This is a genomic window from Streptomyces sp. NPDC088116 (genome assembly GCF_044741745.1).
Taxonomy (GTDB): Bacteria; Actinomycetota; Actinomycetes; order Streptomycetales; family Streptomycetaceae; genus Streptomyces.
Map to the genome: position 1 here is coordinate 695,872 of NZ_JBIUTF010000004.1, position 19,641 is coordinate 715,512.

At 69.4% G+C, this 19,641-nt stretch carries 17 protein-coding genes; 7 read left to right on the plus strand and 10 right to left on the minus strand.

The window, feature by feature from the left end; translation table 11 throughout:
* Window positions 1–265: 265 nt before the first annotated feature.
* On the minus strand, window positions 266–1,396 hold the full coding sequence (locus ACIOJD_RS19965) for a DUF4185 domain-containing protein (RefSeq protein WP_401915201.1): 1,131 nt from the start codon (window positions 1,394–1,396) through the stop codon (window positions 266–268).
* A 456-nt stretch (window positions 1,397–1,852) separates the two neighbouring features.
* Here ACIOJD_RS19965 and ACIOJD_RS19970 point away from each other — a divergent pair, with 456 nt between their 5' ends.
* The 4 genes from ACIOJD_RS19970 (at window position 1,853) to ACIOJD_RS19985 (ending at window position 6,352) form a co-directional block, all read left to right on the plus strand.
* On the plus strand, window positions 1,853–2,347 hold the full coding sequence (locus ACIOJD_RS19970; RefSeq protein ID WP_401915204.1) for a DUF6328 family protein: 495 nt from the start codon (window positions 1,853–1,855) through the stop codon (window positions 2,345–2,347).
* A 161-nt stretch (window positions 2,348–2,508) separates the two neighbouring features.
* Window positions 2,509–2,844 (plus strand): SAV_915 family protein, encoded by a 336-nt coding sequence (locus ACIOJD_RS19975; protein WP_401915206.1) that lies wholly within the window; start codon window positions 2,509–2,511, stop codon window positions 2,842–2,844.
* A 38-nt stretch (window positions 2,845–2,882) separates the two neighbouring features.
* Window positions 2,883–4,217, plus strand: coding sequence for a diaminopimelate decarboxylase (gene lysA, locus ACIOJD_RS19980; protein WP_401915209.1), 1,335 nt, complete (start codon window positions 2,883–2,885; stop codon window positions 4,215–4,217).
* Between the two features lie 164 nt (window positions 4,218–4,381).
* Window positions 4,382–6,352: a potassium transporter Kup gene (locus tag ACIOJD_RS19985; RefSeq protein ID WP_401915211.1), complete on the plus strand. Its 1,971-nt coding sequence runs from the start codon at window positions 4,382–4,384 to the stop codon at window positions 6,350–6,352.
* A 137-nt stretch (window positions 6,353–6,489) separates the two neighbouring features.
* On the opposite strand, the gene ACIOJD_RS19990 is transcribed toward ACIOJD_RS19985, so the two are convergent.
* Complete coding sequence (locus ACIOJD_RS19990) at window positions 6,490–6,993, minus strand: MarR family winged helix-turn-helix transcriptional regulator (RefSeq protein ID WP_401915214.1); 504 nt, start codon at window positions 6,991–6,993, stop codon at window positions 6,490–6,492.
* 223 nt (window positions 6,994–7,216) lie between these two features.
* On the opposite strand from ACIOJD_RS19990, the gene ACIOJD_RS19995 reads away from it, so the two are divergent.
* On the plus strand, window positions 7,217–7,843 hold the full coding sequence (locus tag ACIOJD_RS19995; protein WP_401915216.1) for an isochorismatase family protein: 627 nt from the start codon (window positions 7,217–7,219) through the stop codon (window positions 7,841–7,843).
* Between the two features lie 30 nt (window positions 7,844–7,873).
* Here the strand turns inward: ACIOJD_RS19995 and ACIOJD_RS20000 are convergent, their stop codons facing one another.
* The 3 genes from ACIOJD_RS20000 to ACIOJD_RS20010 all read right to left on the minus strand — a co-directional run bounded on the left by ACIOJD_RS20000 (window position 7,874) and on the right by ACIOJD_RS20010 (window position 12,363).
* Window positions 7,874–8,389 carry an alpha/beta fold hydrolase gene (locus ACIOJD_RS20000; protein ID WP_401915219.1) on the minus strand — a complete coding sequence of 172 codons (516 nt, stop codon included), beginning with the start codon at window positions 8,387–8,389 and terminating at the stop codon, window positions 7,874–7,876.
* Window positions 8,390–8,829: 440 nt separating this feature from the next.
* Window positions 8,830–10,158 (minus strand): class I SAM-dependent RNA methyltransferase, encoded by a 1,329-nt coding sequence (locus tag ACIOJD_RS20005; protein ID WP_401915221.1) that lies wholly within the window; start codon window positions 10,156–10,158, stop codon window positions 8,830–8,832.
* A 120-nt stretch (window positions 10,159–10,278) separates the two neighbouring features.
* A complete protein-coding gene (locus tag ACIOJD_RS20010) occupies window positions 10,279–12,363 on the minus strand; it encodes an APC family permease (protein WP_401915224.1) in 2,085 nt (694 codons plus the stop codon).
* Window positions 12,364–12,589: 226 nt separating this feature from the next.
* Here ACIOJD_RS20010 and ACIOJD_RS20015 point away from each other — a divergent pair, with 226 nt between their 5' ends.
* Both ACIOJD_RS20015 and ACIOJD_RS20020 read left to right on the plus strand, forming a co-directional pair.
* Complete coding sequence (locus tag ACIOJD_RS20015) at window positions 12,590–13,258, plus strand: potassium channel family protein (RefSeq protein WP_401915227.1); 669 nt, start codon at window positions 12,590–12,592, stop codon at window positions 13,256–13,258.
* Window positions 13,258–13,941 (plus strand): potassium channel family protein, encoded by a 684-nt coding sequence (locus ACIOJD_RS20020; protein ID WP_401915230.1) that lies wholly within the window; start codon window positions 13,258–13,260, stop codon window positions 13,939–13,941. The genes ACIOJD_RS20015 and ACIOJD_RS20020 overlap by 1 nt, the downstream gene beginning before the upstream one ends.
* Before the next feature lie 156 nt (window positions 13,942–14,097).
* Here the strand turns inward: ACIOJD_RS20020 and ACIOJD_RS20025 are convergent, their stop codons facing one another.
* The 5 genes from ACIOJD_RS20025 to ACIOJD_RS20045 form a co-directional block, all read right to left on the minus strand.
* Window positions 14,098–14,916, minus strand: a complete 819-nt coding sequence (locus ACIOJD_RS20025) for a DUF3159 domain-containing protein (RefSeq protein WP_401915231.1) — start codon at window positions 14,914–14,916, stop codon at window positions 14,098–14,100.
* Between the two features lie 3 nt (window positions 14,917–14,919).
* On the minus strand, window positions 14,920–15,306 hold the full coding sequence (locus ACIOJD_RS20030; RefSeq protein WP_401884288.1) for an OB-fold nucleic acid binding domain-containing protein: 387 nt from the start codon (window positions 15,304–15,306) through the stop codon (window positions 14,920–14,922).
* A 264-nt stretch (window positions 15,307–15,570) separates the two neighbouring features.
* Complete coding sequence (locus tag ACIOJD_RS20035) at window positions 15,571–16,260, minus strand: response regulator (protein ID WP_401915234.1); 690 nt, start codon at window positions 16,258–16,260, stop codon at window positions 15,571–15,573.
* Between the two features lie 26 nt (window positions 16,261–16,286).
* A complete protein-coding gene (locus tag ACIOJD_RS20040) occupies window positions 16,287–18,830 on the minus strand; it encodes a DUF4118 domain-containing protein (RefSeq protein ID WP_401915236.1) in 2,544 nt (847 codons plus the stop codon).
* A gap of 142 nt (window positions 18,831–18,972) precedes the next feature.
* Window positions 18,973–19,635, minus strand: a complete 663-nt coding sequence (locus ACIOJD_RS20045) for a potassium-transporting ATPase subunit C (protein ID WP_401915567.1) — start codon at window positions 19,633–19,635, stop codon at window positions 18,973–18,975.
* Window positions 19,636–19,641 lie beyond the last annotated feature (6 nt).

Genomic DNA, 19,641 nt, shown 5'->3' on the forward strand with positions numbered 1-19,641 from the left:
CCGTCCGTCGGCTATTCCTACATCACTCTCAGCCGACTCTTCCCTCTTCGGGGAAACGACTCACCGGTCCACTCCACGACACGTACGGTCGGTCACGTGCGCGTCGCGGCCCGGCCGCTGCCGGTAGTACGCGAGAGCGCAGGCGGAGACGTGCGAGCGCGTACCGCACCTGGACGGTCCCCGGTGCATGCGGTCCGTACGCGGTCATCAGGTCCCGGTACAGCGGCATGGCGCACCTCGACGCCCGCCTCCTCGGTGGCGCCCCTCACGCCTTGATGCCGTCGAACTGCAGCACCCGGTAAGGCTGCCCCAGCGTCCCGTTCCACTGCGACACGAGCAGGGTCAGCGAGATCGCGCTCGCGCTGCCCGGGTGGATGTAGCCGCCGTAGAGGTTGGGCACCGTCAAGGCGGTGATCCGCGGGATCGGGATGCTCCACCCGGCGTCGGGGCGGGGAGCGGTGCGGGTGCAGATCGCGCCCATGTCGACGTCGAAGTAGCTCATGCAGTAGGTGCCGCCGATCCGTTTGACGGAGAACTCGCCGGTGTTGTGCCCGGTCAGGATCACCGACGGCGCCGCCGCGGTGGTCCACTGCCAGGAACCTCCGAGATGGGTCCAGTTCTGCTGGGCACCGAAGTTGCCGTCGCGGAAGTCGGCGGGCTTGATCCGGAACAGCTGGATGGCTCCGCCGTCGGCCGTGTTCTTGTGGGTGCCGTTCCAGCGCTTGGTGAAGATGTAGAGCCAGCCGTCGGGGTCGATGCCCGCGAACGACCACATGCCGTACAGGGACTGGTTCGCCCCCTGGGTGTCGCCGGCCCAGTGGTGGTCGTGGTCCGTCCAGGTCACCCCGTGGTCGTCGGAGTAGGCGACACCGGACATCAGCGAACCGTCATGGCCGGCCGGCGGTCCCCAGGTGGCCACGGACGTGTACTGGATGTACGTGCGGCCGCCGAACTCGATGCAGTCGTTGGGAATGCGGCTCACCTCGAAGCCATGGCCGTTGTCCGTGTCGTGCCGGTAGTCGAACAGCTGGCCTGCCCGGCCGCCGGCCGGCTGCGCCCAGGTGAACGAGATCGGTGTCGCGCCGGAAGCATCGAAGTTCGCCTGGTTCAGCATCGCCGGGGAGCCGATGCAGTCGCCGCTCTGCCGCATCCCCGTCCATGAGTCGCCGAAGACGTAGCCCCAACTGCCGTCGTGCTCGCGGTAGTACGGGATGCCGAGATCGCTGGAGCCCAGGCCCTGCTGACTCGCCGAGTCACCGGGCTGGTCGCACAGCGGCGTGGCGCGCTGCCCGGCCGCAACGGCGGGCGTGGCAGCCGACAGACCGGCTCCGGCGAGTGTGAGTCCCATGCCGGACTTGAGTACGGAGCGTCGGCTCGACCGATAGGGAAGGGACATGGATCAACCTCCGGTGTTTTCAGTGTGTTCAGTGTGTTCGGCGTGTTCGGTGTGGTGGGGGTGTCTGGTGTGCGGGTTCGTCGTCCCACCGCACCGCGGGCAGGGCCCGGCGGCCCTCGTGCCCCAGGGCGTGGACGGATCCAACCGCGAAGCCGCGGGAATCATCAGTACCGCGCAGAGCGCGGCGACGCCGCACCCGATCCCGTGCCTCACGGTGTCGCCTGACTCCCGGCGGTCGATCATCTCGCGGTAGGAGTCCTGTCGTCGCCCTGGTGCTACGGGGGGTCAGTGCCGTGCTGGGTGATGCGGTGTTTCCACACCCTTGGGCACCTCCTTCACCAGTGCTCAGTCCAGCGGCACTGGCGGCGGGCCCCGGAGCCGGCCCCCGTTCGTGGGGTCGGACACGCCGCGGTGCGCCGCGCGATGCGACCGGACGGCCGGAGAACAATGAGCCTCATGGCGCATATCCCACCGATTGGTCCCGATCTGCCTCCACTTGGCGGGGAGACACCCGCCGAGCGGGCTGACCGCAACCTGATCGAACTCCTGCAAGAACTGAGAGTCGTACAGACCGGTGTGCAGATCGTCTTCGCTTTTCTCCTCGGCGTGGCCTTCACCAGCCGATTCCCGCATCTCGACACCTTCGAACGGACCACGTACGTGGTGACGCTGCTGCTCACAGTGGTTGCCTCGGCCGTGCTCGCGACTCCCGTCGCACTGCACCGTGGTCTGTTCCACCGGGGCGCCAAGGTCCAGATCGTCGCCCTGTCCGCTCAGTTCGCCGAAATCGGTCTGGTCTTCCTCGCCCTCGCGCTCAACGGCGCCGTTCTCCTGCTCATGGACGTCGTCCTCGGCCGGACCGCCGCTCTCGCGGTCACGGCCATCACACTCGTCATGTTCACCGGCCTGTGGTTCATCCTCCCGAGGGCACTACGCCGCCCAGCCCGATGAACCGCCGCCCGCCCTGGGGTGTCGGACGTCAGCGTTCCGTATGGGCTGGTCAACAGCCGTCAAGGTCGCGTCAGGTGACAGGGCGCTGCGTGCGGGGCGGGCATAGCTTCGACGTCGTCCGCCGTGCGACGGCCGATCGTGACTGCCTTTGGAGGCAACCCATGTGCATGTTCCAGTACGACGACGACCCCGACCCCGAAGAACAGGTTCCGGCCGGGCTGCTGTACGTACCCGTCCGGCCGGAAGCGGCGGGCCGAGCCCTGCGGATGTTCCGCACCGCGCTGGGCGAGCGCGCCGCCGTCGGTTTCACCAGCCAGGACCTGCTGGCCGCGACGCTCGGCGCCGGGCAGCCCTCGATCAGGCTCGCCGAGTCCCTCCTGCGCTCTCTCACGTCGCCTCTCGGTGTCAGCCGACTCGTCGTCGACCCGGTCTTCTCGGCTGCGGCAGTCAGTACGGAGCCGGTACACACAGCCGAAGAGCCTGTCCGCTCCCTGTGACCCGTGCTTCGATTCCCGCTTCGCGAGGAGGTACCTCCATGTCCGCTCCCGTTCTCACCGAGTTCTTGGCCGGACCGGACGATCTGTCCGTCTGGCCCGCCTCCACCGCCCGTCTCCCGCACGGGCACCTGAGCGTCGGCGGAGTCTCGCTCGCCGACATCGCCGACCGGTTCGACACCCCCGCGTATGTCCTGGACGAGGAGGAGGTGCGGGCGCGGTGCCGGACGTACCGGGCCGCCTTCCCCGACGCCGATGTGCTCTATGCGGCCAAGGCGTTCCTGTCCCGGGCGATGGCGCGGTGGATCGAGGAGGAGGGCCTGGGACTCGACGTCTGTTCCGCCGGTGAGCTCGAACTCGCCGTCACCGCCGGGTTCCCGCCGGCACGGATGGTTCTGCACGGCAATGCGAAGTCTCCGCGCGACATCGAAACGGCACTGCGGCTCGGGGTCGGGCGGATCGTCGTGGACAGCCCCTCGGAAATCGCCCGGATCGCCGCGCTGGTCGACCCTGGAGAGCGGCAGAAGGTCATGGTCCGGGTGGTGCCCGGGGTGTCCGCCGGCGGTCACCAGAAGATCCGTACCGGAACGGACGACCAGAAGTTCGGCCTGTCACCCACCGACGGGTCCGCCCAGCGTGCCATCGCCCAGGTCCTTGGCCAGTCGCGGCTCGAACTGACGGGCCTGCACTGCCACATCGGCTCCCAGATCACCGATGTCGAGCCGTACCTGGTCGCCACGCGCCGGATGGTCGGGCTGATGGCCCGTATCAAGGACACCCACGACGTGACGTTCACCGAACTCGACATGGGCGGCGGGCACGGCGTCGCCTACCGGCCGGGGGAGCCGTCTCTGGACCTGACCACCCTCGCACGCCGCATGGGCGGGGAACTCTCCGCGAGCTGCGCGGCGGCGGGGCTGCCCGTGCCGAGACTCACCGTCGAACCCGGGCGGGCCGTCGCTGCCCCGGCAGGGGTGACGCTGTACCGCGTACTCGCCGTCAAGCACACGGGGACGACGATGTTCGTGGCCGTCGACGGCGGCATGAGCGACAACCCGAGGCCCGCACTGTACGGCGCCCGCTACGCGCCGCGCCTGATCGGCCGCCCCTCGACCGCCGAGCCGGTCACGGCCACGGTGGTGGGCCGGCACTGCGAGGCGGGCGACGTTCTCGCGAACGATGTCCTGCTGCCGGACGACGTCCACGCCGGCGACCTGCTCGCCGTGCCGATGGCGGGCGCCTACCAGTTGTCCATGGCCTCCGCCTACAACCTGGTCGGCCGACCGCCCGTCATCGCCGTGCACGAGGGCGCGGCGCGCCTGCTGGTGCGCCGCGAGACTCAGGACGACTTCCGGCGGCGCGACGTCGGCGTTTAGCGGCGCGGGAGCGGGCCGCCCCCGGTCCCCGTCGAAGGCCACATCGGCAGGGACGCCACTCGGGACGAAGAGACTCCCCTGCCGATCGTTGCGGAAGGGGATCGGTATCGTCCGCCCCGATGCCCTGGTCCGCGGCTCGGCGGACAGTACGGAGGAGGAACACCATGGCCGACCGCCGACGGGGAACCGCGTCGGATGACGGATCCGCCTCGCAGGCACCGCGGGCCCGTCCGGCGAGCGCGCACGACACGGTACGCCTCGCAGTGGTCATCGGTGCTCTCGGCGTGGTCTTCGGCGACATCGGAACCAGCCCGATCTACACCCTCCAGACGGTGTTCAACCCGCGCGACCCGCACCCCGTCCCGGTCACCACGGACAATGTGTACGGGGTGGTGTCGCTGGTGTTCTGGTCCGTGATGATCATCGTCACGGTCACCTACGTACTGCTGGCGATGCGCGCCGACAACGACGGTGAGGGCGGCATCATGGCGCTGATCACCCTGCTGCGGCGGTGGAGTTCACAGCGTGGGCGCCGGGCCACCGTCGTACTTGCCGCGCTCGGCATTTTCGGCGCGTCGCTGTTCTTCGGTGACAGCATGATCACCCCGGCGATCTCGGTGCTGTCCGCGGTCGAAGGACTCAAGGTCGTCGAACCGTCGCTGGACAGCGCGGTCGTGCCGATCACTGCGCTGATCATCGTGGCGCTGTTCCTGGTACAGCGCCGGGGAACCGCGGCAGTGGGCCGGGTGTTCGGGCCGGTCATGATCCTCTGGTTCGTGGCCATCGGCGCGTGCGGCGTCGTCGGCATCGCCGGCCACCCGGACATTCTCAGGGCGCTGTCACCGACGTACGCCCTGGGCTTCCTGTTCGGTCATTGGGGCACCGCCTTCTTCGCCCTGGCCGCGATCGTGCTCGCGGTCACCGGCGCCGAGGCGCTGTACGCCGACATGGGGCACTTCGGCCGCCGGTCGATCACCCGAGGCTGGCTGTTCCTCGTACTGCCCGCCTGCGTCCTGAGCTACCTGGGCCAGGGCGCGCTGATCCTCGACGATCCCGACAACATCAGCAGCCCGTTCTTCCTGCTCGTGCCCGACTGGGGACGCTGGCCGATGGTCGTACTGGCGACGGCGGCGACCGTGATCGCCTCCCAGGCGGTGATCACCGGCGCGTACTCCGTCGCCTCCCAGGCGGCCCAGCTGGGCTACCTGCCGAGGCTGCGCATCGCGCACACCTCCGAATCCACCATCGGCCAGATCTACGTCCCCTGGATCAACTGGCTCCTGATGTTCTCGGTACTCACCCTGGTCTTCGCCTTCCGCAGCTCCGCGGCGCTGGCCTACGCGTTCGGCATGGCGGTCACCGGCACCATCACCATCACCACCTTGCTCTTCTTCCATGTCGCCCGTGCCAAGTGGGGTACGCCCCGGTGGCTGCTCGCCATCGGCGCGGGCTCGCTCCTCATCGTGGACCTGCTGTTCGTGGCGGCCAACCTCACCAAGCTCGTCCACGGCGCGTGGCTGCCGCTGCTGATCGGCCTCACCGCGTTCACGGTCATGACGACCTGGCAGCGCGGCCGCGAACTCGTCACCGCGGAACGAGCGCGCCAGGAAGGTCCGCTGCCCGAGTTCATCGACCACCTCCGTACGGGACAGGAGCCGACGCTCCGGGCGCCCGGCACGGCCGTCTTCCTGAACCGGGGCAAGGAAACCGCGCCCCTGGCCATGCGGGCCAACGTCGAGCACAACCACGTGCGACACGACCAGGTCGTGATCCTGTCCATCCGGACCGAGCCCGTGCCCCGCGTCCCGGCCGAACAGCGGATCGTCGTCGACGACCTCGGATACGCCGACGACGGGATCATCCACGTCACCGCCCGGTTCGGCTACATGGAGACACCGGACGTGCCCGGCACACTGGCCATGCTCGACCCCGCCGAATCCGAAGGACCGCTGCAAGTCGACCAGGCGTCCTACTTCCTGTCGAAGATCGAACTCCGCCGCGGGAAGGCCCCGACGATGGCGCCCTGGCGCAAGCGGCTGTTCATCGCCACCTCCTACATCACGGCTGACGCCGCCGAGTACTTCAGCCTGCCCCGCGACCGCACGGTCATCATGGGCTCGCACATCGATGTGTAGGCGTGCCAAACGGGAGGGACGGGTACGAGCCGGACGACGGCCGCGCGGGCCGAGGATGGCGTTGGGAATGAGGCCGACCAGGACACGGCCACAGGGCCCTGGACCACGTCCAGAGACACGACCAGGACGCTGCGCCGTCACCGAGGGTGGGTCGGGCCGCGACCTGGTTGCGTAACGGCGCCGCCTTGGCCGCCGTGCTCGACCTCGTACTGGAGTGCCGCCACCTGGCGGAGAGCGGCCTTGAAGGCGTTGTACTCCTGTCTGCCCAGCGCCTTCGCGTGGCGTTCCTCGATCGTTCGCATGTTGGAGGCGGCGGCCTCCATCTGGAGCAGGCCGCGTTCGGTGGGGTGGACGAGTTTGGCCCGGCGGTCCGCGGGGTCGGGTTTGCGTTCGACATAGCCCAGGCGTTCGAGGTCGTCGATGAGGGTGCCGATGACCTGCTTGTGTTGTCCGGAGGTGCGGGCGAGTTCGCTCGCACGGATGCCGTCGGACCGCAGATGGGCGAGGACGGCGCCGGCGCGGGGCTGGATGTCATCGAAGCCCTGCTCGGCGAGCATGGTGAACAACTCGCGCTGGACGGAGAAGAGGACCTGGGCGGCGAGTACGCCGAGATCCGGTTCCTTGGCCTGACGTCCGGTCAACACCCCTCCAGTCTCCGCGCATGCCTGCCGCTCTGCTCCGGCCGGCAATTTTAGCGCTGCCCGAGTGGCCGGGCATCGCCCCTGGTGTGCGGTGACTCCTCGCGGCTGACGCTTGCGCTCCGGGCAGCAGGGGTCTAGCCTAAAAGTAGTCACCGATATTGACTATCAAGATTAGTGACCAACTGGCCTGTGTCCCAGGATGCCATTCTCGAAGGAGCGGAAGATGAACGAGCGCAGCAAGTTCCATGAGCCGATCACCCGGGAGAACGCCGCCGTCGTGCTGGTCGACCATCAGGTGGGCCTCCTCTCCGGCGTCCGGGACATCCCGGTCGGCGACCTGAAGCACAACGTGGTGGCGCTGGCCCGAGCGGCGGCCGTGTTGGACATTCCATTGGTCGTCACCACCACTGCGGCCGACAGCCTGTGGGGGCCGACCACTCCCGAACTGGTCCAGGCGCTGCCGGCCGGACAGAAGATCATCGACCGCAGCACCGTCAACGCCTGGCACGACGACCGGGTCCGTAAAGCCATCGAGGCCACCGGTCGACGGAAACTGATCTTCGCCGGGGTGTCGCTCGAGGTCTGCGCGGCTCTACCCGCGATCTCCGCCACGGGCGCCGGGTACGACGCCTACGTCACCCTGGACGCCTCCGGCACCTTCAGCCAGGCCAAGCGGGAGGCCGGTCTACTCCGCATGCAGCAGGCAGGTGTCATCGTCTCCGACTACGCCACCCTCATGGTCGAGGCCCTGGCGGACAATGCCGCCCCCGACTCGGGCGCCCTCTACGCCGCCCTCGACATGCCGTTCGCCGTTCTGGTCGGCCAGATGTCCGCGGCCCACCAGGCATAACGCCCAGCGCCCGCCGGGCCGGGGGCATCCTCAGGAGAGGCATCCCCCCGGCCGCCGACAGCTGGTACACACCGTGCCGTCCGTAGCGACCCACGCACTCTCCTTGCAAGTGACGTACGACGGCCGTGGACTCCCTCGGCCGGTGCACACATTCGCCGCACTGGGCGAGTCGGGACCGGAGAGCGGACCGACTCGCCCTACAGGGCCCCCCGCCGCGCCCAGCACGATGGCCGCATCCGCCTCACCGGCCAGCCCGGAGCGGGCGGAGTAGTGGCCGCCCATCGAGATGCCCACGTGCGCGACGATGCCGTTGCCCAGGGTTCGTGCGTGAGCGATCAGGCCGCGCGCGATCTCCGCGCCATCCGGGCTCATCGGCACCTGCGAGTCGCCCGTCCCGGGGATGTCGAAGGCGACGACCGGCAGGCCGACGTGCGAGCAGAGCGTCACCAGAAGGCCGTGCATGTCCATCTTCCAGCTGTCGACGCCGCCGCTGACCAGCAGCACCGGCCCCTTCCCCGCGGCAGCGGGCGGGGTGAAGACATGCACCGGCACCTGCGTGAGGGCGCCCCGGTAGGGCAGGTCCAGAACGTCCCTGCGAAGGGCACTCCGAACCCGGGCGCAGCGAGCAGGTACTGCTCGGTCTGGCGGGCGAGAGCGGCCCGCTTGGCCTCGTCGGCCAGGGTCGGGAAGCGCGCCCATCCGTAGGCGAGCGCTGAAAGATCACGAGATCCGGCCGTGGCGTACCGCGCCGCGAGTCCCGGCCACTCGTGCACCCAACCCCCGGGCTCGTCCGCCCACATGTCGGTGGTCGCCACGCGCACCGCCTCCACGTCGGGGGCCGGCAGGCCGGTATTGACCATCTGCGGGTACCGCTCGGCGAACAGCTCCTCGGCCTCCAGCGGCCAGGTACGACATCGTCATCTCAGCGTCAGGATATCGCCCGCAACGCCCAAACCGCACACCATGCGCATCGACAAAAGCGCAGGTCAGGCGTCCTTCTTGACCGGCTCCAGGATGGCAACACACTCCACATGGTGCGTCATCGGGAAGAAGTCGAAGGCCCGCAGCGTGCGCGGCTTGTAGCCGCCCTCCCGGAAGTACGCCAGGTCGCGGGCGAGCGCCGCTGGGTCGCAGGCGACGTAGGCGATCCTGCGGGCGCCCAGGCCCGAGAGGTGTTTGACCGTCTGCTTGCCGGCGCCCGCGCGCGGCGGGTCCAGGACGATGAGGTCCGTCTCGGTGATGCCGGTGCGTGGCAGCACCTGGTCGACCTTGCCCTGTTCGATACGGACCCGGGGCAGGTCCTGGAGGTTGTGGCGGGCGTCCTCGGCGGCGCGCTTGCCGGACTCGATGCCCAGCACCGCGCCGTTCTCGCCCACGCGCTCGGCGATCGCCCCGGCGAACAGGCCCACTCCGCAGTACAGATCCAGTGCCATGTCGCCCTTCCTCGGCATGAGGCCCTGCATCACGGCCTGGACCAGCAGCTGAGGAGCCTGCGGGTGCACCTGCCAGAAGCCGCCCATGCCGACGCGGTACGTGCGGCCGTCGGCGCGCTCGCGGACGAAGGCGCGGCCGTGGACGCGGTGCACACCCCCGTCGTGCTCCTCCACCCGCAGTACCGACACCGGCTTGTCCAGCTCCACCAGTGGCAGCCGGCCTCCCGGCTTCGGGGTGAGGACCACCTGGCGGTCGCCGGAGCCCGATGAGGCGATCGCCTCCACCGAGGCCATCTGCGGCCACTCCCGCCGCTCGACGCCCAGTTCGTTGACGCCCTCCGCGGCGATCATGCAGTGGTCGACCGGCTCGACGTCGTGCGAGCGGTGCTTGCGCAGTCCGGCGCGCCCGTTCTCGTCGATCGCGTACTGGACTCGCGAGCGCCAGGCCGGCACCTCTCCCGCGGGCAGCTTGTCGCCGGGCGCGGGCATGACGGTGCCGTCCCAGCCGGCCTGCTCGGGGGTGAGGTCCGCGAGGCGGCTCAGCTGCTCGGTGATGACCTCGCCCTTGAAGCGCCGCTGGGCGCCGGGCTTGGCGTGCTGCCAGTCGCAGCCGCCGCACCGGCCGGGGCCCGCGTACTTGCAGGGGGCCTCGACCCGGTCCTTGGACGCGTCGATGATCTCCACCGCGTCGGCGCGGAGAAAGCGGGAGTCCTCCTCGCCCTCCGTCACCCGGGCACGGACCTTCTCGCCGGGCAGCGCGTGCCGTACGAAGAGCACCCGGCCCTCGTCGGTACGGGCGACACAGTGGCCCCCGTGTGCGACGGGGCCCACCTCGACCTCGTACTCCTCCCCGATCAGCGAAGCCTGGGGTTCTGTTTGCATGAGGGGGTGGCTCCAATGGATCAAAGGGTACGGCGGGACGGCAGCCCACCAGTCTACGTGCGTCTCACCCGTCCGCCCGCCACAACGAATGTCGCACGGGGGCCGGGGCGGGGTCGGCGGTCAGCCCTTGCCACCGGAGCCGCCGGAACCTCCGGAAGGACCGCTGCGACCGGGATCCTTCGGCCTCGTATCCACGGGACCGCGCCTGACCGAGCCCGGCGCGTTGTACACCGCCCTGCGCTTCGCCCGCTTCTTCGCCAGCTCGGAGGACTCCAGCTGGTACGGCACGGAGGTCACCATCACCCCCGGGGTGAAGAGCAGTCTTCCCTTGAGCCGCAGGGCGCTCTGGTTGTGCAGGAGGTGCTCGTACCAGCGGCCGACCACGTACTCCGGGATGTAGATGCTCACCGCGTCGCGCGGGCTCTCGCTGCGCAGGCCGCGTACGTACTCGATGACCGGCCGGGTGATCTCGCGGTACGGCGAGTCGAGGATCTTCAGCGGCACGTTGATGCCGCGCCGCTCCCACTCCTCCCTCAGCACCTTCGTCTCGGCCGGGTCGACGCTGATGCTGAGCGCCTCCAGGGTGTCCGAGCGCATCAGTTTGGCGTACGCGAGCGCGCGCAGCGTGGGCTTGTGGACCTTGGAGACCAGCACGATGGAGTGCACGCGGGAGGGCCGGACATTGTCCTCGGACGGTTCCTCCGCCGCGGCGATCTCCGCGGCGACGCGGTCGTAGTGCTTACGGATGGCGGTCATCGTCCCGTAGAAGATCACCATGCCCAGGAGCGCGACCCAGGCGCCGTGGGTGAACTTGGTGGCCAGGACCACGATCAGCACCAGACCCGTGAAGAAGGCACCGAAGGTGTTGATGGCCCGGGAGCGCATCATGTGGCGGCGCTTGCCCGCATCGCGCTCGGTCCTCAGATGACGGTTCCAGTGCCGGACCATGCCCGTCTGGCTGAGCGTGAAGGAGACGAAGACACCGACGATGTAGAGCTGGATCAGCCGCGTGGAGTCGGCACCGTAGATGACGATCAGCAGCGCGGCGGCGCCGGCCAGCAGCACGATGCCGTTGGAGAAGGCCAGCCGGTCGCCGCGGGTGTGCAGCTGGCGCGGCAGGTAGCGGTCCTGGGCGAGGATCGAGCCGAGCAGCGGAAAACCGTTGTACGCGGTGTTGGCGGCGAGGAACAGCACCAGCGCGGTGGCCGCCGCGAGGAGGACGAAGAAGAACGTTCCCTCACCGAAGACGGCGGCCGCGACCTGTGAGATCACCGGGTTCTGGACGTAGTCCGAGCCGACCGGGGAACCGTTGTGGATCAGGTCCGTGGCCGGGGACTCCGCCATCTTCACGTCGGTGGCCATGGCCAGGCCGATGATGCCGCAGAACATCGTGACGGCGAGGGCGCCCATCAGGGCGAGTGTCGACGCCGCGTTCTTGCTCTTCGGTTTACGGAAGGCGGGTACGCCGTTGCTGATCGCCTCGACGCCGGTCAGCGCGGCGCAGCCGGAGGAGAACGCCCGTAGCAGCAGGAAGACCAGCGCGAAGCCGGCCAGCCCCTGGTGCTCCGGCTTGATCTGGAAGTCGGAGGTCGGCGCGTGCATGGAGTCACCGAGCACCAGGCCCCGGAACGCGCCCCAGGCGATCATGAGGAACACTCCGCCGACGAAGACGTACGTGGGGATCGCGAAGAGCTTTCCCGACTCCCGTACGCCGCGCAGATTCATCACCGTCAGCAGCAGGATTATCCCGACGGCGCAGAGGATCTTGTTCTCCACGACGAAGGGGATCGCGGAGCCGAGGTTCTCCACCCCGGAGGCGATCGACACGGCCACGGTCAGGACGTAGTCGACCAGCAGCGCGCTGGCGACGACGAGACCGGCCCGGGGGCCGAGGTTGGTGGTCGCCACCTCGTAGTCGCCGCCGCCGCTCGGGTAGGCGTGCACGTTCTGCCGATAGGAAGCGACGACGGTGAACATCAGGACCACGACGGCCAGCGCGATCCACGGGCTGAAGTGGTAGGCCGACACACCCGCGATGGACAGCACCAGGAGGACTTCTCCCGGGGCGTACGCCACCGAGGACAGCGGGTCGGAGGCGAAGACGGGGAGGGCGATGCGTTTGGGGAGGAGTGTTTCCCCCAGCTTGTCGCTGCGCAGCGCCCGCCCGATCAGGATCCGTTTGGGCACGTCGGTCAGTTTGGACACGGAGAGGATGGTATGCGCTCGAACTTCCCCCGGTGCGACCACCACCCCCTCCGTCCCGGAGACGTACGCGCACGGGGATGACGGCATCGTCGGTGGTGCCGCATAAGCTCGACCCAGGGGAACGCCGTACACGGTGTCCCGCTGGGTACCCGGCATGTCGAAAAGGAAGAGTGAACAGGGTGTTTTCGCAGGTCATCGAGATGACCAGGACTGCGGGGTAAGGCGCGTGCACATCGTCATCATGGGCTGCGGCCGGGTGGGTGCCGCGCTCGCGCAGAACCTGGAGCAACAGGGCCATACCGTCGCCGTCATCGACCAGGACCCCACCGCGTTCCGCCGGCTCGGATCCGGCTTCGGTGGCCGCCGCGTCAGCGGGGTCGGGTTCGACCAGGACACCCTGCGTGAGGCGGGGATCGAGGACGCGGGCGCCTTCGCCGCGGTGAGCAGCGGCGACAACTCCAACATCATCGCCGCCCGGGTGGCCCGCGAGATGTTCGGCATCGAGAACGTCGCCGCACGCATCTACGACCCGCGCCGTGCCGAGGTCTACCAGCGCCTGGGCATCCCCACCGTGGCCACGGTCCGCTGGACCGCCGACCAGATGCTGCGCCGGCTTCTGCCGTCCGGCGCCGAGCCTCTGTGGCGCGACCCGAGTGGCGGTGTGCAGCTCGCCGAGGTGCACACGTCCGCGAGCTGGATCGGCCACAAGATCAGTACGTTGCAGGAGGAGACCGGCGTACGTGTCGCGTTCCTCACCCGGCTCGGCGAAGCGATGCTGCCGACGTCCCAGACGGTGCTGCAGGAGGGCGATCTCGTCCACGTGATGATGCGTACCGACGACATCGAGAAGGTCGAGGCGGCATTCGCCGAGGGCCCGGACGGAGGCGGGAACTGATGCGCGTCGCTATTGCCGGGGCAGGTGCGGTGGGCCGTTCCATCGCGGGCGAGCTGCTGGAGAACGGACACGAGGTCCTGCTGATCGACAAGGCGCCGACCGCCATCTCGGTCGAGCGGGTCCCGCTGGCCGAGTGGCTGCTGGCCGATGCCTGTGAGATCACCTCACTGGACGAGGCCGCGCTCCAGCGCTGCAACGTCGTGATCGCCGCGACCGGCGACGACAAGGTCAATCTGGTCGTCTCACTGCTCGCGAAGACCGAGTACGGCGTGCCGCGCGTGGTGGCCCGGGTCAACAACCCGAAGAACGAGTGGCTGTTCAACGAGTCCTGGGGCGTCGATGTCGCGGTCTCCACGCCGCGCCTGATGTCTGCGCTGGTCGAGGAGGCGGTGAGCGTCGGCGATCTCGTACGGCTGCTGCGCTTCAGCCACGGCGACGCCAACCTGGTCGAGCTGACGCTGCCCCCGGAGTCCGCCGTGACCGGCACTCAGGTCGGCGATGTGACCTGGCCCGAGGACACCTCCCTGGTCACGATCATCCGCGGGACGCGCGTGCTCACACCGAGTCCGGAGGAGACGCTGGAGGCGGGCGACGAGCTGCTGTTCGTCGCGGCCCAGGCCCGCGAGGAGCAGCTGGAGGAGCTGCTGTCGGTGCGCCGCGCGGAAGAGGACGCGGCGGGCTGATCGCCGGCCCGTCCGGCGACGGGGTACGTACCGGCGGAGCACAGCACGAAGCCCGTACACAGCGCGAAGCCCGTCCGGCCGAGGACGAATCCTCGGCCGGACGGGCTCTCGGCCGGCACGGTCAGCGCACCGGCGTACCCACGTACGGGCGCGTACCTACTTGCGGTGGCGGGGCGCCGGGCGCTCTCCGGTCTCCGCGGCGGCGGCCGCACGGGCCGCCTTGCGCTCCTTCTCGGCCTGCTCCTCCGCCTCCATCTCGGCGAACACGTCGATCGGCGCCGGTGCCTTCGCGAGGAAGACCCAGGTCAGATAGACGGCCAGCAGGAACGGCGGGATCTTGAGCGCGATCAGCACCCAGCCGAACTGTGTGGTGTCCCCCCACCAGTAGAGCGGGAAGAGAATCGCGCACTTGGCGAGCAGGATCAGCCCCCAGGCCCAACTGGCCTTCGCGTACGCCTTCTTGCGCCCGGGGTTACGGGTCCGCCAGGAGAGGTTCTCCTTGAAGATCGGGCCGAGGATCAGCCCGATCAGCGGCACGCCCGCGAGGGTGGTGATGATGTACGCGAGCGCCAGCCCCAGCGTGTAGAGCATGCCCGGCAGGTAGAAGTCCTTGGCGTTGCCGGTCATCATCGCGAAGACGACACCGAAGGCCACACCGAAGACTCCGCTGAACGCGTGCTTGACGGTGTCCCGGCGGACCAGCCGGACCACGACGAGCAGCAGCGAGACGGCGAGGGCCGCGATCGCCGACGTGTGCAGGTCCTTGTTGACGGTGAAGATCGTGACGAAGAGCAGTCCGGGAAGGACGGTCTCCACCATGCCGCGCAGGCCGCCGAAGGCCTCGAAAAGCGCCGCCTCGGTGACGGTCTTCGTATCACCGTCCAGGCCGGACGAGCCGTCGGGGGACGGGCTGTCCGGGGAGACGGGCGAGGTGGGGGAAGTGGGCGAGGCGGCGGGCTTGTCGAATGACGTCACCGGCTACTCCTGTCCGAGCGGTCGGAGTTCGTATTTGGGATTGAACAGAACCCGCCGGCCGTGACTCAGGGAGATCCGGCCGGAGGCGATCAGCTTACGGCCCGGCTCTATGCCCATGATCGAGCGCCGGCCCAGCCACACCACGTCCAGCGGCGCGGTGCCGTCGAACAGCTCCGCCTCCAGCGCGGGCACACCGGCACGCGGACGCAGGGTGACGGTCCGCAACGTACCAGTGACCCGGACGATCTGGCGGTCGTCACAGTCGGAGATACGCGTGCACCCTGATGCCTGCGCGTCCTCCCGCAACTCCTCGGACTCCAGATCCTCCTGGGAGCTGGAGAGCCGGTCGAGCATCCGGCGAAAGCGGCCGGTCGGCTTCTCAGCACTCATGCCTAGAGCCTACCGGGGAGCGCCGACACGCGAATCAACACGAGATCACATGAGCGTGCGTGCCAGGCGTTCCCGGGCAGAGGGACTTCGGACCTAGGGCCCTCTCGTCTGGATCTTTCCGGGCTCGCGTGCCCCGGCACCGCGCCTCGCCGCGTTGTCGTCACTCCACGACGCTCCGCGTCGCCTCACTCCTCCGCCTTGCGATCCACGGCACCAGACCCCGCTCCCTGATCCGGCCAGATCCAAACGAAAGACCCTACGCGTCTAGCGTTCGAAGCGGTAGCCCATGCCCGGCTCGGTGACGAAGTGCCTGGGGTGCGAGGGATCCGCCTCCAGCTTCCGCCGCAGCTGGGCCATGTACACCCTCAGGTAGTTGGTCTCGGTGCCGTACGAGGGCCCCCAGACCTCCTGGAGGAGCTGTTTCTGGCTGACGAGCCGGCCCGTGTTGCGTACGAGCACCTCCAGCAGATGCCATTCGGTCGGGGTGAGCCGTACGTCCCTGCCCTCCCGGTGGACCTTCTTGGCGGCCAGGTCGACGGTGAAGCCCTCGGTCTCGACGACCGCGATCGTCTCGTCGCCGTCCCCGCCGAGCGGCTCGGCCCGCCGGACGGCGGCGCGCAGCCGGGCCAGCAGCTCGTCCATGCCGAAGGGCTTGGTGACGTAGTCGTCGGCGCCCGCGTCCAGCGCCTCGACCTTCTCGTCGGAGGTGTGGCGCGCGGAGAGCACCAGGATCGGCACACGGGTCCAGCCGCGCAGCCCCTTGATCACCTCGACGCCGTCCATGTCCGGCAGCCCGAGGTCGAGCACGACCACGTCGGGGTGACGGGCGGCGGCGAGTTCGAGCGCGCCCGCGCCGTCGGAGGCCGCGTCCACCTCGTACTTGCGTGCCTTCAGGTTGATCACAAGGGCGCGCACGATCTGCGGCTCGTCATCGACCACGAGCACCCGGGTCATAGAAGTCTGCCTTTCTGCTGTCCCGGTCATGAATTGATCCGGGCGGGTGATTCGGGGCGTTCCGGCGCACGTCCGGACGCCGCGGCGAGGGTGAGGACCATGGTCAGGCCGCCACCGGGGGTGTCCTCGGCGGCGAGGGTGCCGCCCATCGCGTCCACGAAGCCGCGGGCGACGGCGAGGCCGAGGCCGACGCCCGCTCCGCGCGGGGCGTCGCCGTGACGCTGGAAGGGTTCGAATATCCGGTCCTTGGCGTCGTCGGGGACGCCGGGCCCGCGGTCCACGACCCGTACCTCGACCCGCTCGCCGAGCGCGCTGGCGGCGACGGTGACGCGTCGGCCCTCGGGGCTGTACTTGACGCCGTTCTCGACGATGTTGGCGACCGCGCGCTCCAGCAGGCCCGGGTCGACGGCCACCATGGGCAGCGATTCGGGGATGTCCAGATCGACGCTGTTCTCCGGTACGCCGCCCAGGGCCCACGGGACCACCTCGTCGAGGTCGATCTCGCGGATCAGCGGGGTGACGGTGCCGGTCTGGAGCCGGGACATGTCGAGGAGGTTGCCCACCAGATGGTCGAGGCGGTCGGCGCCGTGCTCGATGCCCGCCAGCAGCTCGGCCTGGTCCTCCTCGGACCATTCGACGTCGTCGGAGCGCAGGGAGGTGACCGACGCCTTGATGCCGGCCAGCGGGGTCCGCAGATCGTGGCTGACGGCCGCGAGCAGTGCCGTACGGATGCGGTTTCCCTCGGCGAGCGCACGGGCCTGCTCGGCCTCGCCCACCAGCCGCTGCCGGTCCAGTACGACGGCGGCCTGCGCGGCGAAGGCCGCGAGGACCCGGCGGTCCTCGGCGGGCAGGACCCGGCCGGAGAGCGCCAGCGCCATGTGGTCGCCGACCGGCATGTCCACGTCGGCGGATTCGGGGCGGTCGACGGGCTGGGGTCCGACGCTGCCCGCACGGGTCCAGGGGTCGACATCGCTCGTACGTTCGAGTAGCGCCACGGACTCCATGGAGAACGTCTCGCGCACCCGCTCCAGCAGCGCGTCCAGCGTGGTCTCGCCGCGCAGCACGCTGCCCGCCAGAAAGGAGAGGATCTCGGACTCGGCGCGCAGCCGGGAGGCCTGATGGGTCCTGCGGGCCGCCAGGTCCACCACGGAGGCCACCGCCACGGCCACCGCGAAGAAGATCACGATGGCGACCAGGTTCTTGGGGTCGTGCACGCTCAGGGTGTGGGTGGGCGGGGTGAAGTAGAAGTTGAGCAGCAGCGATCCCACGGCGGCGGAGGCGAGCGCGGGCCGCAGCCCGCCGAGCAGGGCGGCCAGCACGGTCAGGAAGAGGAAGAGCAGGACGTCGTTGGCGAGCCCGAGCGTGTTGCCCATGTCGGTCAGCAGCAGCGAGAGCAGGACGGGGGCGACGACTCCGGCCAGCCAGCCCCAGATGATCCGGGAGCGCCCCAGGCGTGCGCCGCGCGCCACCGGCAGTCCGCGCCCCTTGGCGGCCTCCTCGTGCGTGACGATGTGCACGTCGAGGTCGGGCCCGGACTCCCGGGCGACGGTGGCCCCCACTCCGGGTCCGAAGATGTACTGCCAGGCCTTGCGCCGGCTGGAGCCCAGCACGATCTGGGTGGCGTTCACGCCACGTGCGAATTCGAGCAGCGCGGAGGGGATGTCGTCCCCGATCACATGGTGGAAGGTGCCGCCGAGGTCCTCGACCAGCGTGCGCTGGACCGCGAGTTCCTTGGGCGAGGCGGCGGTGAGACCGTCGCTGCGGGCGATGTAGACGGCGAGGATCTCGCTGCCGGAGCCCTTGGCGGCCATCCGGGCCGCGCGGCGGATGAGCGTACGTCCCTCGGGGCCGCCGGTGAGGCCGACGACGATGCGTTCGCGGGCCTGCCAGGTGGAGCGGATGTTGTGCTCGCCGCGGTACTGCTGGAGGTATTCGTCCACCCGGTCGGCGACCCAGAGCAACGCCAGCTCGCGCAGCGCGGTGAGGTTGCCGGGGCGAAAGTAGTGCGAGAGCGCCGCGTCGACCTTGTCGGGCTTGTAGACATTGCCGTGCGCCATTCTGCGGCGCAGCGCCTGGGGCGACATGTCGACCAGTTCGATCTGGTCGGCCCGCCGGACCACCTCGTCGGGTACGGTCTCCCGCTGCCGTACACCTGTTATCGACTCGACCACGTCACCGAGTGATTCCAGGTGCTGGATGTTGACGGTGGAGACGACCTCGATCCCGGCCTGGAGCAGCTCTTCGACGTCCTGCCAGCGCTTGGCGTTGCGCGATCCCGGCACATTGGTGTGCGCCAGCTCGTCGACCAGGGCGACGGCGGGCCGTCGTTCCAGCACCGCGTCGACGTCCATCTCCGTGAAGACGCTCCCCCGGTACTCCAGCTCACGGCGGCGCACTTCCTCCAGGCCGTGCAGCATGACCTCCGTACGCGGCCGGTCGTGGTGTTCGACGAAGCCGACGACACAGTCGGTGCCGCGCTCCACCCGGCGATGTGCCTCGGAGAGCATCGCGTACGTCTTGCCGACGCCCGGTGCCGCGCCCAGATAGATCCGAAGCTTGCCGCGTCCCATGGCCCCATTGTCTTCCAGAAGAGCCACCGCGTCCGGCGCGCCGACTGTCTCGAAGTTACAGCCAGGGATGACGGCGAACAGGGCGGCACCGGACTCTCGAGCCGGTCTTGACACGATTCTGACGGTCGGCTGACCAGGCAGGTCAGCCGACCAGCTCCCGGAGCGCGGTGTTGAGCGCGAGGACGTTCACCCGGGGCTCCCCCACGAATCCGAGGACGCGCTGCTGGGTGTGGTCCCTGACCAGCCGCTCCACCCGCCCGACGGAGATGTGGTTGCGCTCCGCCACCCGGTGGACCTGGAGCTGGGCGTACGCGGGCGAGATGTCCGGGTCGAGCCCCGAGCCCGAGGAGGTGACGGCGTCCGGGGGCACGGCGGCGGCCCGCACCCGGTATCCGGGCGTGGAGTTGTCCTTGACGACGGCCGCCTTGGCGTCCTCGACCGACTTGATCAGGTCCTTGTTGTCACCCGACAGGTTGGTCGCGCCGGAGAGGATCAGCCGGTACCGGGTGTTGAGGCTGTTGGTGCCGAGGCCGTTGGAGGGGCGCGGCTGGAACCACTTGAGGTCGGGCGCGGGGGTCTCCTGGCCCTTCTTCAGCGGCAGGTCGTAGCGCTGTCCGATGAGCGAGGAGCCGACGACCTTGCCGCTCTCCTCGACCTCGGAGCCGTTCGCCTGATGGGGGAAGAGTCCCTGCGCGAGGCCGGTGACGGCCAGCGGATAGAGCACACCGCACAGGACGGTGAGGACGAGGAGGGCGCGCAGCCCCGCCCCGAGCAGCCGCAGGGCATTGCCCGCCGAGTTGTTCATAGAGGT

Excerpts from the sequence above, each read along its gene's own strand:
- ACIOJD_RS20035 (WP_401915234.1), bottom strand. The coding sequence starts at position 16,260 with ATGACCCGGGTGCTCGTGGTCGATGACGAGCCGCAGATCGTGCGCGCC.
- lysA (WP_401915209.1), top strand. The coding sequence starts at position 2,883 with ATGTCCGCTCCCGTTCTCACCGAGTTCTTGGCCGGACCGGACGATCTG.
- ACIOJD_RS20045 (WP_401915567.1), bottom strand. The coding sequence starts at position 19,635 with ATGAACAACTCGGCGGGCAATGCCCTGCGGCTGCTCGGGGCGGGGCTG.
- ACIOJD_RS20020 (WP_401915230.1), top strand. The coding sequence starts at position 13,258 with ATGCGCGTCGCTATTGCCGGGGCAGGTGCGGTGGGCCGTTCCATCGCG.
- ACIOJD_RS20040 (WP_401915236.1), bottom strand. The coding sequence starts at position 18,830 with ATGGGACGCGGCAAGCTTCGGATCTATCTGGGCGCGGCACCGGGCGTC.
- ACIOJD_RS20030 (WP_401884288.1), bottom strand. The coding sequence starts at position 15,306 with ATGAGTGCTGAGAAGCCGACCGGCCGCTTTCGCCGGATGCTCGACCGG.
- ACIOJD_RS19985 (WP_401915211.1), top strand. The coding sequence starts at position 4,382 with ATGGCCGACCGCCGACGGGGAACCGCGTCGGATGACGGATCCGCCTCG.
- ACIOJD_RS19995 (WP_401915216.1), top strand. The coding sequence starts at position 7,217 with ATGAACGAGCGCAGCAAGTTCCATGAGCCGATCACCCGGGAGAACGCC.
- ACIOJD_RS19970 (WP_401915204.1), top strand. The coding sequence starts at position 1,853 with ATGGCGCATATCCCACCGATTGGTCCCGATCTGCCTCCACTTGGCGGG.
- ACIOJD_RS19965 (WP_401915201.1), bottom strand. The coding sequence starts at position 1,396 with ATGTCCCTTCCCTATCGGTCGAGCCGACGCTCCGTACTCAAGTCCGGC.
- ACIOJD_RS20005 (WP_401915221.1), bottom strand. The coding sequence starts at position 10,158 with ATGCAAACAGAACCCCAGGCTTCGCTGATCGGGGAGGAGTACGAGGTC.
- ACIOJD_RS19975 (WP_401915206.1), top strand. The coding sequence starts at position 2,509 with ATGTGCATGTTCCAGTACGACGACGACCCCGACCCCGAAGAACAGGTT.